The organism is Desulfovibrio sp. (genome assembly GCF_019422935.1).
Lineage (GTDB): Bacteria > Desulfobacterota > Desulfovibrionia > Desulfovibrionales > Desulfovibrionaceae > Desulfovibrio.
In genome coordinates, this window is sequence record NZ_JAHZCJ010000004.1 from 1 (window position 1) to 15,917 (window position 15,917).

The following is a 15,917-nucleotide window of genomic DNA, read 5'->3' on the forward strand; positions in this document are numbered from 1 at the left end:
ATCTGCTACGTTTCATTCTTGTGCTCCTATGTCAGGAACACTAACTTTTCAATGGCATACTTCTCGGGGGGAGGGTCACGTCATACTGCCAGGTGAAGAGTCGGGGATGATCATATCTTCATTCTAGTAAAAAAATCATTCTCAGAGTTTGGGTTATGCCCCCAGACTATAATATAGTTATGCTGACCAGTTAATGGCGACTCTTCAAAGCATTCAAAATGTGGGAGAAGCTTTCTAAGCTCAACGATGGTTAGTCTCCCATCATCAAAGCTTCCTCCTATTCCACTATTCATTGTTAAATAACCACGCTGAGATTTTGCTAATACCTTTTTTATATAGACACGCTGCAGTTCGCGAGGCAGTTCAGAAAAAGCATAATTGCTTATTGCCAAATCATACTCACCTGACGGTTTTTCATTAATAGTTGCAACCTCGTATGAACCATCCATAAGAGTATAATCAAGATATCTTTTGATTAATTGGTTAACGAAAGGAAGGTCAAACAGGGTAAACCGCTTGTACCGAAGCAATTTTTCGTTTACTAGACACTGCCCTCCATAGCCGCATCCTATTTCTGCCACGGAATTAAGCTCTTCACCAAACAAAATTTTTAGATCTGAAGCAACTTTTACATAACGAAGCGTCGTTGGCGAGAGTAAAATGTTTATGTTTTCGTAACTAAATTTGATGGGATTGCCAATTGAATCAGAAATTAAGACACTTTCCAGAGCATTTGACAAAATGCCATCTTTTCTTTTTGTCAGTATTTGCAAATATCGCTCCCCTTGTTCACGTGAGACATGTTCAAGAATTTCTCTATAAGCATAAAACCGCTTAAAATTTTCAAAATTCCTCTGATTTTTTACTGCCTTAGCAACCACTGCAGGATATTGTCCGTTATCAGAAGCAGATCTATACTCCACAGCATGAGAGAAAAGTTTTGAGCCAAATTTTAGCTTCAGAAAGCAGCGCCTCAGAGAGGCCAGATAGCGATCCTTAAAGACGTGTAAAGCATAAAATGGGTCACTAATAGCACGCTTAATTTTATCTAACATGACTTCTCATCCGTTTTATTTTGCGTTGTGGCTAGTAACAGTGTTCAGTATGACGCTGGCTCTGCTTCAAACAAGGTAGAGTGGGAACAAGTTATTTCTCGCTGATTTGTTGTCTTCAAATTCTGCTAGAGTACCTCGCCAGCTACGGAATGTCGCAGTTTCCTGCTGTGGTACACTTTAAATACTGAAAGAAAACAAACTCTGCCACGCTTTGGTTATAGCGATTGTACCTAACTATCTGCGTCTTCAATAAATGGAAAAAAGGCAACTGTATTTCTCCCAATTACTTACGACTCACTTACTACACACCTCTCTAATGCCTTAGTTCTTTACAAAAATCAACTTGACCATCCCCCCGAAAAGTATGCCATGGAAAAGTTAGTGTTCCTGACATAGGAGCACAAGAATGAAACGTAGCAGATTCTCCGAAGAACAGATTATTGGGATCTTGCGGCAACCCAAACTCTGAGAATGATTTTTTTACTAGAATGAAGACATGATCATCCCCGACTCTTCACATGGCAGTATGACGTTGAAAAAATAGATGTTTCTGACATAGGAACACTAACTTTTCCATGGCATACTTTTCGGGGGAGGGCCAGAATCATAAAATTTCACACGCACCCCCCCGATCATTGAAAAATGGTCGGGGGTTTTTGCGTTTGAGGAAATAGTGGGAACGCGAGTCTGCTTTGCTCGTTTGCAGGCTGTTTTTTTGCGAAAATTGTGCCTCAAGCGTTGAGGTTTCAAATTCATAGCAGCACAGTCAAAGCGTTAACTTTTCGAGCGCAACATTTTGGTGGGGAAATGATATCGACTTTACAAATAGTTAGGGTTAATATGTTCTATTCCCAACATTGCAATATCCTTCGCGCGTTCGGTATTTCCATCGGCAAGTAAAAGACTAATGTTTGTATAAATAGCTTGGTACTTTTCTCTTGAAGCGACCTTGCCCCTATAATATTTTATAAATTGCATAAACATATTAATAAGTTGAGCATCACAGCCATCATTTAACATGTCGTATAGAGTTTTGAAGTGGTAAAAAAACATATTTCCACTCACTAATGCGATACTAGTTACTGATCCATTGTGTATCCGATGATAATATAGAGGCTTATCGCAAAAAGCTACAGTCGATGCAAAATGTATGGACATAAAATGAAACAACACATCATCAAACGCATTGTCTAGTGAAAACTGAATATTATGATTTTTTATAAATTTTAGTGAAGTCATCTTTAGCCACGGTGCGATCCACCCATGGGATAAGCGCATTTTCAACTTTTTATTTAGTAGGTACACACCCCGGCTTACTTCTGTTTGAAAAGTCTCAACGCTATCATCTTTATAAATATTATAGAATCCAGAACAAAATACAATATCTACTCTAGTTGAAATAATAAGGCTATACAATTCAAAAAGCCAATCTCTATGAACAATATCATCATGATCCATAAATGTAATATAACTACCTGAAGCTCTACTAATGCCATAGTTTCTAGCGAAACCAGGCCCATTATTTATCACACGATAGACATGAAATCGATCATCATCCTGTATGTTTGTATCAATAATATTGGGGGTGTTATCTGTTGAACCATCTACTATTAGAACTTCAAAATTTTCATATGACTGTTTTTTTAAGCTCTCTAATGCCTGAATGATATATTCCTCAGAATTATATACAGGCACGACAACAGAGATTAAATCCCTTGAGAACAGACAGTTATCCACAATACAGCAGCCTTATAAAATGGATTGTTCAAATCGATGGCACTAACGTTATTGTTTGCAGCAGAACTTTGCTTTTCAAAACTTGCTATCACTAGGGATAGCCCTGAACCAAATCATTCATGTCCTATCCTTGTTCCGCCAGCAGCAAATCTTGCCAATGGCTTTTAAATAAAATATATTATATATATCCTTGGGTCAAATGTCGTCTACTTAGGGTAATACATTGCAATAAATGTGAATGCCGACTATTCAGGGTGAAAATTTATGATGTTAAATGCAGTGATCTGTGTGTGGAATGAAGAAGACATTATTGAAGCTACAATAAAACATTTATTCGCTCAAGGATGTTCAAATGTTTTCATAATCGATAACTTTAGTACTGATGATACAGTAAAAAATGCCATATGTGCTGGAGCAATACTTGCAGATTCATTTAATAGCAAATACTTTGATGAACTTGAAAAAATCTACCATTTGAATGCTGTTGTTAAAAACTATAATGATCAAACAAATGAAGATCACGTTTGGTGGCTATACATAGACGCTGATGAATTTCCAAATATAAACTGCAACTTAACAATTTACGACTTTTTAAAGTCTTTGAATTTGTCGATTCGTGGCGTTCACGGCTATATGTTTAATCACATTCCTAGATGTGAGCCTTATTACATTCCCTCTTACCACCCAATTGATTTTCAACCCATAACCACAAAGTCATCTTCAGCAAAGATTCCATTATTACGCTATGACAAAAATAAGCCCCATCTTTATTCGGCAGGTGGAGCACATACCCTTGACACTTGTGGCGAACTTGTCAAAATCGCTAAAGACGTTTTAAACATTCATCATTTTAACTATCGAAGATTTGAAGACACGAGCAACAGGTTAAAACTTCTTTGTCAAAAGAGATCAGACGGGACATCTCGTGTTGATAGAGATGGTTATAAGGCGAAATTTTTTCTTAATTCTGGAAACGTAGAGTCTGCATATATAACTAGATATAATAAAATTGCATCTATTTACAATGTTGATGAATACAAAAAATTAATAATTGAAAGTTTGCCATATCACTATAAATATACTGTTAGGTGGTATGATGTAAAAAAATGTGAAAATTTGATATGCCAAGCCTTAAACTACTATTATAATGAAGAATATGAATTGGCGATGTTTAGATTCAATGACTTATTAGAGGTAATACGCGATAAAAAATTGCAAATGTTTATTACAATAAACATAGCAGCCTGCCTATCATTTAGTGAAAAAAAAGAATCTTTGGAGCTATTAAAGTCGATGATGAAGTATAATGACAAGGAAGTACAGCGTTACGCAGTAAAGAATATACAAAAAATTAAAGAACGTAGTGGAATAACAGAAATTGAAAACACCGTGAATTATAGCATTGAACAATACTTTGGTGAATTTAAAAATGATTTTAGATAATAACTGAATCAATTTGATATCATTTCCCCACCAAAATGTTGCGCTCGAAAAGTTAACGCTTTGACTGTGCTGCTATGAATTTGAAACCTCAACGCTTGAGGCACAATTTTCGCAAAAAAACAGCCTGCAAACGAGCAAAGCAGACTCACGTTCCCATTATTTCCTCAAACGCAAAAACCCCCGACCATCTTCCGATGATCGGGGGTTTTAATTACCTATCTGGTGGAGCTGAAGAGAATTGAACTCTTGACCTCTTGAATGCCATACAAGCGTCCCCAGCGCATATGCCTACGGCGACGGAATAAATTTCAAATTTGCTCCTCGTGCTCACCGCCCAAGATACATGCGAAAAAATGGCCTTTCTTGATGCTGACAAGCTCCGGCGAAACAAGCAAGCGAATCAAGCGTATACATTCACAGAAGGATTCACAGCCGCCTGCGGTTCTGCACTGACACCAGAGCTATCACCAGCAGCGACAGCGACCTGTGCAGGTTGTGCCTGCGCCGCTGGAAGGCAGGGTTCAGAAACCTCTGCAGGGGTGGCTTCCGTAGCAGGCGCGCTGGACGCAGGTGCCGCCTGGGATTTTTGATCTGTCTGTGGGAGTTGTTGCGGCAGCGGCTGATCTACAGTGTCTTTTCCTGTGGCTGAATCCTTGTCCTCTGCTGCTTTTTTTGCCATTTCTTCAATACGTTTTTTGATTTCCTTGAGGTTGCGCCCTGATTCTTCAGAAACGCTCGCCTGCATCGCAAATCCCATTTGCCGGGCCGCCTTTTTAGCCTCGAGCGCCACCTGTGCGGGGGTCTTGGCCGCTGCGCAAGCTGCAATGCCCGCCTCAAGAATCGCCTGCTGACGATTTATGCTGGCACTTCGCTCAACCTGCGCTCCAACCCGTGCGGCTTTGACATATTTTGATTCACCCGATGACACCGACACAAAATTGCGGGACATCAAGTTAGAGTCAACAGATGATACACTCATGTTGGCCTCCCGGCACTAAGACTCGGTTACCAGCTTTATCGGCCCAAAAAGTAAAAGCTATAGGCGAACATTTTTCATATATGACCATAACTCTGGTGCTATGCCTCGGGCATTAGATGTGCCTCTGTTGTGATGACACTGTAATCATGTAATTTTCTTCTTACTCTCAATATATTATAAAACTTTCTGTAAGCTCCGGCCCCTCCCCCAAAATGCTGCCAGACATTTGGCACCAAGCCCGACACAAAATTTCCTTCGGAACGTATCGAGTTGTTTCTCCAATCTGCCATCAAACAATATCCTTTTGATACACTTCACTTTGTGCAATGCGACATATTTTATAGAACTGATATTACGCTGTAATTATTCATATAAAATACGATGTCATATTTTTTCTATTGACAAGATATCAAATATCGAAGAGCAGTCATTCTGAAAACTGACCGCTTTTGAGTTTTTGGAGTAGTTCATGAAGTATATTATTCCACTAGCATTTATCTTTGCGTTGCTTCCCGCCTGCGCAGGGCCATACCCTCAAAGAACGGGCAAGCCCATTAAACAACTGGCTTGGGCGCAAACCTTTAACCCAGAAACCGGAAAGCCTGCAAAATACTGGTTTCCTGAGTTCGACAAAGAAGAAAATGTTGACCCCATACAGGCACGGCAAGAAGAACGACGCTGCATATACAAACTGTATGACGAAAAAAATATCAGCGAGTTGCAGCACCCCAACATGACGCAAAAAACCCTGCCTAAAAAGATGCATCAGCGGTGGGCGTATTCAATTTCGTATGTCGAGCAAACCACCAAATCTGGCAATAATTCCGATTCGGACGAAGTTATAAGAACAAAGAAAAGCACCATTTTTAATTTTTATACTGACATGAACGGAAACATCATTTCGTGCACATGGATCAAGGGCACCCCAGACTATCTGGCTGAACAGCGCACCAAGGGAGACAAGAATGAAGACGGCCCTGCCCAATAGTACGGTTGCAGCTATTCGTACTCTTGATGCCCGGAGAATCAGATGCTCAAAAATATAGTGCTGTTCTTTTTGTTTGCAGTGCTGGTAGGATGCGGCGGCATGCACGGCAAGGGATACGATGGGCGGGAAGAAAATTATGTCGATACCGGGACCGGCTATACAATGTGGTATCCCAAAAACATGCGCGAGCGTCACTATTATACATCTGTAGTCAAGGATTATGCCGAAAGTTGCAGCAACAGCATTTTCATGGATGTTAATCTGCTGCCTGACGCTCAGGATGTGTACAAGGATGATGCCGACGGCATACGCACCTATGCCTTTGTGGGCACATATTATGCCGATGGTGGGAGCTACAAGTCTTTTGACGGCAGTGACGTGAGCCGCACAATTTCCCATGAGTACTTTTTTAACATCATTATGAACCAGAAGGGCGAACTGCTGGATTGCAGATCACATCACTCATGGGACACAACCTACTCAATCGATTCCCATGAGCGGCTCTCCTTGCCTGTGATCAGGATTAAACTCTAGAACCACCGCGCTTGCCGTAATTGCGTAAACCCCCGACCATCATTCGATAATCGGGGGTTTTACTTACCTATCTGGTGAAGCAGAACGGAACTGGCGGCCTCTTGAACGTCAGTCAAGCGTGCCCCAGCGCATTATGCCAACGAAGGCGGAGTGACCATAAAATTTGATCCCCGTTCCTACCGGTCAAGAAACATGCGGTAAAACTGGCTATTCTTGATGCTGGCAAGCTCTGACGGCACAAGCACCCTGTTGATGCTTACCTGATCATTCTGCGCAAGCTTGAGGTAATACGGCGCGTAGGGCCTGTCTTTTTTAAGTATGACCAGCACCGTGGGTTTGAGTGGGGATTTGTGATCCTGCTGGCACACAATGCCCGTTGTTTCGTTTGAAAGCTGCACCACCGTACCCACCGGGAATATGCCCACCAGCTTGATAAAATGCTCCACCAGACCCGGCGCCCATGCCTGCCCAGACATGGTGAACAGCTTTTTTACCGCCTGAGCAGGGGGGATTGCGTTCTTGTACACCCGCGTGGATGTCAGCGCGTCATACACATCGCAAATGGAAATAATGCCGCCGTGCAGGCTGATGGCCTCGCCGCTGAGCTGGTGCGGATAGCCAGAGCCATCGTGCCGCTCGTGATGGTGCAGTATACCGTCAAGAATTATGCTGTTAACCCAAGGGATATCCTTGAGGTTATCGTGCCCAAGTTTGACGTGCGAACGAATAACCGTTGTTTCGTCCGGGCTCAGGCTGCGCGGGGCATTCAGAATTTCCAGCGGCACAAAGGCCTTGCCGTAGTCGTGAAAAAGCCCGGCCATGCCCGTATCAAAGGTTTCGTCATCGTCCAGCCCCAAAAACTGGGCAAAGGCAATGGAAAAGATGGCGACGTTGATGCTGTGCCGATAAGTATAATCGCTAGTTTTCTTGATGGTTGTAATGAGCAGCAAGGCGTTGAAATTGCGGTGCAGGCTTTGAATAATCTCGTTTACAAAGGCCCTTAGCTCCGCAACTTCGATGGCGCCCACCTTCTTTTCCTGCATCAGGCTTTTGATGTAGTTGCAGGCGTCAAAATACAGGTCACGCGCCCGGCAAAGCTCCTCGGCGAGCGGCGTTTGCCCAGCGCAGTTGTGCCCCGCGGCGCTGGGGCACGGGCCTGACTGCAGCGGCTCGGAACGGGCAGGATCGTAGTAGGCTTCTGTATAGCCAGACGCAATAATCTGCTTGATCTGCTCGGCGCTTTTGATGATACCACTTTTGCCATAGACAAACGGAGCATTTATCCAGGATGTTGTGGGCTCTACGAGCCACATCCCCTGGCGTAACTGCGTTACGGATATCTTTATCGGCTTCATGAAATCTCCCGCCAAAAGCCTTGCCCTAAATATAGGTTTGCCCGAGGCAGACCAAGCACCTCACAAGCGAAATATGATTACTTATTACCGTAATCTGATTTTTTTAATCTATCAAATGAAAATTCGACTTCAAATTTATACAGGAATGTTTATCATCAAAGCCCGGCATGCGTGAAACCCGGCGTACCACCATTTACAGGCAGCCTGCCGGCAACTCAGAGAGCAGGAATCCCCGTGCTCCGTATAGTACTATCTCACCAAAAAAGCACACCAATGCGAACCATATCCACCAATCGCACTGCTATAGCAATGTGAGCCTGCGCCCCAAAGCAAAAGCTGCTGCCGACAGCGGTGATGCCTTTCTAAAATCACCCCTGGCAAACATCGGGAATCCACTTATTTTTGAACAGCTTGACAATGATAGTGATAATTGATTTTGTTGGCTATAGGTTAAGATTTCTGTTTTACTGGTAGCTGCCGCGCGCGTATTGCCTCCTTTTTTGGGGCACCCCCCGTGCGCGCTCATTGCGTCAAACTCCAGATGTGAAGTGACGAACGGCATGTCATCAGTGCGTATTTCCATAGATCGCCTCAAACCTGGCATGTTTTTGGTCGATCCCGGCATCTCCTGGCTGGCAGAACCCAATCTTTACCAGCACGAGGGGTTCATCGCCTCGCAGGATGAAATCAGGGCCATTGCCCGTCAGGGCTATGTAGAGGCCTGCTACGATCCCATTCGCTCGCAGATTGTGCGCAATCTGGAATCGCCCCCCGCGCCTCAGACGCCGCTTGCAGAAGAAATATATGCGGCTCGGGGCGCGTTTTCCGCTGCCTATGGGCATGTAAAATCATTTATGCAAAGCGCCGCCAGCGGCAATATTGAAGTTACGGCGGTGGAGCCATGCCTGAGCGCCATCAAAAAAAGCATTGTGCGCAACCGCAACGCCCTGCTCTTGCTGGCAAATCTCAAGAGTCTGGATGATTACATGTACCGCCACAGCGTCAACGTGGCCATCTTTGCCGTGTCGTTCGCGCAATACCTGGGGATGGATGACGAGGAACAGCGGCAGATCGGCATTGCGGCGCTGTTTCATGATTACGGCAAGGCGCTGCTGCCCGCCAATATTCTCAACGCGCCGCGCAAGCTTAACGAGGACGAAATGCAGATCATGCACTCGCACGTTGAACGCGGCCACGCAAAGCTGCAAGCCACAGGAAAATTTTCGGCAGAAGTGCTGGAAGGCATCTTGCAACATCATGAACGACACGATGGCTCAGGCTACCCATTCAACCTTTCCGGCGACCAGATAGGCATGTTCGGGCGCATCATTTCCATTTGCGATGTGTATGACGCCCTTGCCTCAAAGCGCGTGTACAAAGACGCCATCCACCCCAAACACGCCCTGGGCACCCTGTTCAAAATGGGCGAGAACGCCTGGGCGCCCGGCTATGCCGAACATTTCATCAAGATGGTGGGCATATTCCCCATTGGCACGGCGGTGGTGCTCTCCAACGGGCAAAAGGGCATTGTGTGCCATTCCGACCCCTATGCGCCCTCATTACCGCGCGTACTGCTGGTCAGGGATTGCGAGCACGGCGTCAAACCGCTCCGCATCATCGACCTGTGGCGACAAAAAAGCATTTCGGTCAACAGATCACTTTCCAAAATTGAAACAGCCTATTGGGATATTGCCGCCCTGCTTGATTCCGCGCACGAAGACGATGCATAGCAGCGTAAACCGCAGCAACTGGCGCTTGTTCTGTGAACCATGCGCGGACAACGTCTTTTCACTTAGGATTACAAGGTTCCTTTGTCGCGTTCGGCTTTGAAAAAACAACCATCCTGGAGGCTGTATGGCGTGGCTTTATCTTGTGCTGGCGGGCTTTCTTGAAATCGGCTGGCCCATCGGCCTCAAACTGGGCTGGACAGAAGAAGGACTGCGCGTGTTGTGGCTCGCCTTTGCCATTGCCTGTATTCTGTGCAGCGGCATGATGCTGCTGATGGCCCAAAGGGAAATACCAATGGGCACGGCCTATGCGGTATGGACGGGCATTGGCGCTGTGGGCACCTTTGTGGTGGGCATTGTTGCCTTTGGCGATGCGGCTACTCCCTTGCGCATGGCCTCTGCCGGTTTGATTATTGCCGGGGTGATCGGCCTTAAATTCGCCTGATTCCTGCCTTGGGGCAGCCGGATAAAATTGGCGGGGCTGCGGCGCTCAATCATGTTGCGCCACTGCCCCGCCTTTTATTTTGCCCATGCAGCCGGGCGCATCCGCCAGACTCCACTCCAAGGCTTGCCCATTCGGGCTACTTTGTCAGACTCTTCAGTTCAGCTTCAGATTGCGCAATGGCTATGCGCGTACCGGGCTGGATGAGGCCCAGAATTTTGACCATTGCTTCTTCCGGCACGCTGATGCAGCCGGAGGTGGGCTTGTCTTGCGAGCAGTGCAGAAAAATTGCCGAGCCAGCGCCCTTGACGATCTTATCCGTATTATACTCGACCACGGCTACATATTTGTAGGCCACGGTTTCTTTGGACAGATCTTCGGCAGATTTCCAGTCAACGGGCTTTGTATCCTTTGTGACCCACTGGTTGTAGCGGGCTGAGGCAACGTCATCCACCCACTTTTCGTCGCCTGCAAGCTTGGTATAGGCAATGTTCACCACAGGGGGCGTAGCCAGCCCAAAACCGCGCCGGATTTCATACACGCCCACGGGCGTTTTGCCATCGCCTTCGCGCTTGTCCACGCTGCAACCGTTTCTGCCCACATAGGCCGGTGTGCGCAACAGCTCCTGCCGGGTGCCGTTGGCTGTGGAGTACACCACCAGAGTGCCCGTGGTGCCAGGGGCGACAACATCAATCTCGGTTGTGGCGGCCTGGCACTGGCTTATGCCGCTGCTGCCGCAAACCAGCACAAAAAGAAGAAGACAAGCCGAAAATAGATATTTTTGCATGGTGCCTCTGAAATGTTTGTACAAGCTTGCTGATCCTTTGCCCCGCCGTTACGCAACGAAAAGATGCACGAGCCATTTTCCACGCGACAGCGCGGCATACCTGCTACCCGCTCGTTTACTGCTATCGCGATTCGCGGGCATATTCAACAGCAGAACACCTTACTAAAACAGGAAATATCCCCGCATGTCGCAAAAAGCCCCGACCAGTGAGGAACTGGTCGGGGCTTTTTGCAGACGCATAATGGCAGAAGGTTATTCTGCCTCACGCGCATCAGTAATCTTTGATTTCCAGATACACAAGAGTCTGGTTCAAGAGCTGGTAGGCTATTTCGCCAAACGTAACAGGCCCGACAAAGGCACCTGTTTTCTTGTTTTCAAGATTGGAGAACAGGTAGTTCAAAATACAGTTGCACGAGAACACAACCTTGTCTGTATCCGAACCCATTACCTTGCTTACATGCGCATCAAAGGCCGCCACGTAATCCGCAATCGGCTTTGCATGTTTATAGCGGATGCCGCTGAAAACCGGCGCATAAAAGTGCACCATGTTTTCCGCCTCGTTTATGCACTGAAAGCTGATGTTTACCAACGCGCCATAGTAGTCGGCAACGATTGGCAGCCTGGTATCCAGATTGTGTTCTTTGAGGTAGGCAGCGAAATTATGGGGAGCGCCATTGACCATGACATCCTTGGCTGAGAACCCGTCGGCAGAAAAGGTCAGCGTGTCGCCATCGCCCTGCTCAAAAAGGTTGATGATGCCGATCTCTGCCAGCTTGCCGGGCTTGAGCTCTGCCCGCAGCACTATGGCGCCATCTTCAATCATGCTTCCCGTACTGCCGTTAAAAACCTTTGGCGTCTTTTTGCCAAGATCGTCCAGATGTACGCCTGCAATCCAGCCGATGAGCGGCGACATGCCAAATGATTTGTAGTTGGGTGCATTCACTGCAAAGGAAAGGTGCGTTTCGCTAGCCGCAGGTATCAGAATAAAACTGAATCCCTGCTTTGGCCCCTCCACATACACATTGGCGAGCGTGTCTTTGTTGTACTGGGCAATGCTGATGCTTTGGGCAATATCTGTAATGTCTGTAACAAATATGAGTTCACGGGAGGCAAGCCCCCCATGCTCTTTTGTAATAAAATAAGGAATTGTGCCGCCAACCCAGTTGCCCTTGGGCAACTGCTGGATAACTGCCTCTTCGCCTGCAAGAAGAAGTGAACGCCCTTCGGAAATTTTTTTCTGAACGTCATGTATCCCCATAATTGACTGATTCATAAGTTCCTCACTTCCCGAAAATTGTTTTGACATCATCCTGCACGGTTTGCGAATTGGCATTCTGCACAAACAGGTTATACAGCTGGTCTATACTTGAGGCGATATTTTGCGGTGTTGGGTTGTCATGAACCCCGCGCACCAGTCGACCGAGCATGATCTTGGCTGCCAGAAACTTGAGTTCGAAGGTCTTCTTGCCAGTGATAATATCTTGCCAGCCCGCATGGCTTTTGCTCGGAACTTCCATTGGCTCCTCCTTTTTCAACTAGCTGAATACACTTGAGTTATGAATTCATGCACATTCCTGTTCTTAATGTAAGAATAACCACATGAAAAAAACAAAGTAAAGGTTAAATAATAAGTTATGTAAACAAAATCAGTTACACGGCTTTTATGAGCAATTGCATACATATTTTGCACACAAGCTTTAATTTATGTATTTCAAAATCAGCACGTTATAAAAATGCAATAAAAACAGCACATGTGGATGATTTACAAGAGAAATATTACACAAACAGCAATATGATTCATCTTGTTCAATATTACCGAATGCCTGTTGGCAAACAGACATAAAAAGCCCCCCGGTCGTCAGTTGATGACCGGGGAGCGCTTTTCACCTATTCAATCCAATACTATAAACGGAAAGAAGAGCCTCGGAGGGCATTTGGAGACCCCTGCCCATTCTGATGATTAACCTTTTCAATCCCGAAGAGGCCACCAGAAGCCTCACACGATCATGACCGTAAACTGCCCCCTGTTGTCACCATGCGTTACCTGGGCATTGCGGGCAAGAAAATGTTTGAAATCCTTACCCATAAAATTTGATTGGGATATACAAAATGTATCGAAATGTATCAAAAAGGACGGGGAAAATACATTTAAGAGCCTGATTTTGTTGGCGGTGTTAGGTTTTGGGCTTGTTGCCTTAGTATGGCATTCAAGAGGTCAAGAGTTCAATTCTCTTCAGCTCCACCAGATAGATAATTAAAACCCCCGATCATTGAAAAATGGTCGGGGGTTTTTTGCGTGTTGCTAACGTCCGCCTTGAAATAGTAATAGATTATTTGTCGGGCACAAAATTTCTGAGTTCACATTGTATATCTTTAACTATTGACATCGTAAGTGACCTTTGATTTGCATCATCGTCACAAAGATCATTTAATAGTTCGATCTGATTTTTTTCTGCTTCACAAAGAACATAATAATTTTTTGTTTGCCTTCCCCAAATATAGAGAGCGTAGCCAAGGTTGTGGCGTATTCCATAAAGTTCATTTCTTTTGCAGCCTTGCTTTGCATTACGAAGCAGCTCTTTGTACTCGACAATTGCAAATTTTGTTGAGTCTATGTGCCCGCAACAGCCAAGCACAAGCAATGCTTCTGCTAAATTTTTTTTGGACATCTGCCAATCAATGGGGGTAATCTCAGGTGAATAAACAGAAAGTGATTTTTTGAAGAATAAAATTGAACTGATAAGATGTTGATGTTCACTTGTAGCCGAGAATAGATGGCGATACGAAACAGCGATATCGTTGCATACCTTTGCCCAACAAAAAGGATCTACATCTTGCTTGTAGATATGAAAGTTTTCAACCATGCATTCAACTGACTTTATGTAGTTTTCACTTCCCAAGCCCATGTCTGCCAATAGTCTGTAAGCATCACTAAGGCCAAAATTAAGAGTTCCCCATAGATTCGGATTCTCTCTTGAAGAAATTTCTTTAAGGCCAAGCTCAAATGCCTTTATTGCAAGTGCAATGTATTCCGGGTCTGGGGTGTTTTTCCCAACCAAAAGGGCAGCATTCCCTTCGCTGTTGTAAAATATTGCTGCCATCATGGGAAATTTATATCTAGAAATTTCTGTTACTGCAGAGTGCGAAAGTGAATATGCATTCTTATAAAGTTGCATGTCATTATTAAATCTTCCTTTTGCTTGCAATGCAATACTAAGATTATTTTGAAGCATTGCGTAATGGATCGGAAAAATTTTATACTCATTTTTTTTAAGTTCGCAGTGAAGATACTTTATTGAATTATTTATCCACCGTTCATCTCCTTTTTCCTCGCCAATATAACGGAGCGTTTCGCTTATACCAATACGGGCAGCAAAATAACTCTCAGGTGAATTTTCAAGATTTGTTATGTCCAGGGCAACTTTGAATGCTGCAAGTGCTTTTTTAAAATATCCTTGCGTTTTATTAAGTTTACTAATCTCCATGTAGGCATTTCCAAGATTAACATGTACCCCTTCTTTTTCGTCCAAAGAAGTATGCATTCCCACTGAGACCGCCTTTTCAAATGATCTAGCGGCACAAATTAAATATTCACAATCTATCGCCTGAATTCCCCAAAGTAGCAGAGCAAGGCCTCGATTGTTTTGAATCGCTCCCCAATCCTCTGGAAAAACATCTTTTCCAATAAACTTAGTTGCCTCATCAAACATGGAAATTGCAGCTTTGAAAAGAGACACATTTCCTGTCATTTCACCTTTTACGCATAACGAGACGCCACAGAGCATTTTGCATATGGCCCAGAGATAACTATCATTATAGATATCTAACCGTCTTGAAAATTCGGTTGTCTTTTTTATGGCAAGATCAATAGCAACAACATCTCCAAACATTTTATACAAATCTATAAGGGAAAAAATATAAGAAGAAAAATATTTCTTTTTAAGCATTATTTCGACATCGGCTATCACTTCAAATGCCTTAAGAGAATACCTTGCGGCGTTTCTATATCCTTCAATAGTCCCATAGCATTGAGAAATTTTTGAAACCACAAAAAGTCGTTCAGCAACAGACTTGTAAAAACAAATATTGCTATCGCCAATGGGCTCATTCTCAAGTGCTTCTTTAACGGTTTGTATCAATTTTTGTTCTGCTAAAAATATTTCTCCTTCTGATAGCCAGTTGTAAATAATACCATCATCATTCTCCCAGGATTTTTGAAGTTTGGTGAAATTTTTTACAATTTTACTAGCGGACAAAATAACTTTACCATATTTGAATATGTTAGAAGCAAAATTGGCATTATTATCTATTCCTTTTGATATCTGAATATTTATTAGTGATCTAACTACGCTGTAACTTAGAATATTGTTAGTTTTTACATAAGCATAAATTTGATTTATTTTCGCATCCCTATCGACATCTTCAACTGATTTTATTGGATTCAAGTGAGAATATATTGCAAAAAATAATGAAAATAGAGCCAGAAATGAGCTTACAAGGGGATATGAGCAATAAGTAAGCAGCGCAATATCTGCGTCAAAAAAAACAAATGCAGTTGTAAGAAGTATAATACAAAAAATTTTTTTCAAAATATTTTCCCGATACAAACAATTTTTCAAATGAACATATATTTTCAGAATATCTCGAAAAAGCGTGCCCCGACAAATAATCTATTACTATTTCAAGGCGGACGTTAGCAACACGCAAAAAACCCCCGACCATTTTTCAATGATCGGGGGTTTTAATTATCTATCTGGTGGAGCTGAAGAGAATTGAACTCTTGACCTCTTGAATGCCATTCAAGCGCTCTCCCAACTGAGCTACAGCCCCACGGCGAAAAGCAGAATGACCAAAACTAGCCTAACTGTCA

Annotated in this window: 13 protein-coding genes and 1 tRNA gene; 5 read left to right on the top strand and 9 right to left on the bottom strand. The window is 44.0% G+C overall.

Going from position 1 to position 15,917, the window contains the following annotated elements; genetic code table 11:
- Nucleotides 1–110: 110 nt before the first annotated feature.
- Together QZ383_RS06615 and QZ383_RS06620 are read right to left on the bottom strand one after the other, a co-directional pair.
- Nucleotides 111–1,055, bottom strand: coding sequence for a putative sugar O-methyltransferase (locus QZ383_RS06615; protein WP_291444082.1), 945 nt, complete (start codon nt 1,053–1,055; stop codon nt 111–113).
- An 819-nt stretch (nt 1,056–1,874) separates the two neighbouring features.
- Nucleotides 1,875–2,792: a glycosyltransferase family 2 protein gene (locus QZ383_RS06620; protein ID WP_291444083.1), complete on the bottom strand. Its 918-nt coding sequence runs from the start codon at nt 2,790–2,792 to the stop codon at nt 1,875–1,877.
- Between the two features lie 288 nt (nt 2,793–3,080).
- Here QZ383_RS06620 and QZ383_RS06625 point away from each other — a divergent pair, with 288 nt between their 5' ends.
- On the top strand, nt 3,081–4,235 hold the full coding sequence (locus QZ383_RS06625) for a glycosyltransferase family 2 protein (RefSeq protein WP_291444085.1): 1,155 nt from the start codon (nt 3,081–3,083) through the stop codon (nt 4,233–4,235).
- A 400-nt stretch (nt 4,236–4,635) separates the two neighbouring features.
- Here the strand turns inward: QZ383_RS06625 and QZ383_RS06630 are convergent, their stop codons facing one another.
- A complete protein-coding gene (locus tag QZ383_RS06630; protein ID WP_291444086.1) occupies nt 4,636–5,214 on the bottom strand; it encodes a hypothetical protein in 579 nt (192 codons plus the stop codon).
- Nucleotides 5,215–5,683: 469 nt separating this feature from the next.
- Between QZ383_RS06630 and QZ383_RS06635 the strand changes: the two genes are divergently transcribed.
- The gene (locus QZ383_RS06635) at nt 5,684–6,202 is read left to right on the top strand and encodes a hypothetical protein (protein ID WP_291444088.1); all 519 of its coding nucleotides are present in this window, start codon (nt 5,684–5,686) and stop codon (nt 6,200–6,202) included.
- A gap of 42 nt (nt 6,203–6,244) precedes the next feature.
- Complete coding sequence (locus tag QZ383_RS06640; protein ID WP_291444089.1) at nt 6,245–6,736, top strand: hypothetical protein; 492 nt, start codon at nt 6,245–6,247, stop codon at nt 6,734–6,736.
- 176 nt (nt 6,737–6,912) lie between these two features.
- Here the strand turns inward: QZ383_RS06640 and QZ383_RS06645 are convergent, their stop codons facing one another.
- A complete protein-coding gene (locus QZ383_RS06645) occupies nt 6,913–8,091 on the bottom strand; it encodes an HD-GYP domain-containing protein (protein ID WP_291444091.1) in 1,179 nt (392 codons plus the stop codon).
- A 560-nt stretch (nt 8,092–8,651) separates the two neighbouring features.
- Here QZ383_RS06645 and QZ383_RS06650 point away from each other — a divergent pair.
- Entirely contained in the window at nt 8,652–9,821 is a 1,170-nt protein-coding gene (locus tag QZ383_RS06650; protein WP_291444092.1) for an HD-GYP domain-containing protein, read from the top strand.
- A gap of 124 nt (nt 9,822–9,945) precedes the next feature.
- Entirely contained in the window at nt 9,946–10,263 is a 318-nt protein-coding gene (locus QZ383_RS06655; RefSeq protein ID WP_240823387.1) for a multidrug efflux SMR transporter, read from the top strand.
- A 136-nt stretch (nt 10,264–10,399) separates the two neighbouring features.
- Here the strand turns inward: QZ383_RS06655 and QZ383_RS06660 are convergent, their stop codons facing one another.
- The 5 genes from QZ383_RS06660 to QZ383_RS06680 all read right to left on the bottom strand — a co-directional run bounded on the left by QZ383_RS06660 (nt 10,400) and on the right by QZ383_RS06680 (nt 15,877).
- Nucleotides 10,400–11,047 (bottom strand): L,D-transpeptidase family protein, encoded by a 648-nt coding sequence (locus tag QZ383_RS06660; protein ID WP_291444094.1) that lies wholly within the window; start codon nt 11,045–11,047, stop codon nt 10,400–10,402.
- A 271-nt stretch (nt 11,048–11,318) separates the two neighbouring features.
- A complete protein-coding gene (locus QZ383_RS06665) occupies nt 11,319–12,320 on the bottom strand; it encodes a hypothetical protein (RefSeq protein ID WP_291444096.1) in 1,002 nt (333 codons plus the stop codon).
- A gap of 7 nt (nt 12,321–12,327) precedes the next feature.
- Nucleotides 12,328–12,564, bottom strand: a complete 237-nt coding sequence (locus QZ383_RS06670; RefSeq protein ID WP_215648831.1) for a hypothetical protein — start codon at nt 12,562–12,564, stop codon at nt 12,328–12,330.
- Nucleotides 12,565–13,377: 813 nt separating this feature from the next.
- Nucleotides 13,378–15,636 carry a hypothetical protein gene (locus QZ383_RS06675; protein WP_291444099.1) on the bottom strand — a complete coding sequence of 753 codons (2,259 nt, stop codon included), beginning with the start codon at nt 15,634–15,636 and terminating at the stop codon, nt 13,378–13,380.
- 165 nt (nt 15,637–15,801) lie between these two features.
- Nucleotides 15,802–15,877: transfer RNA gene (locus tag QZ383_RS06680), tRNA-Ala, on the bottom strand.
- Nucleotides 15,878–15,917: the final 40 nt, after the last annotated feature.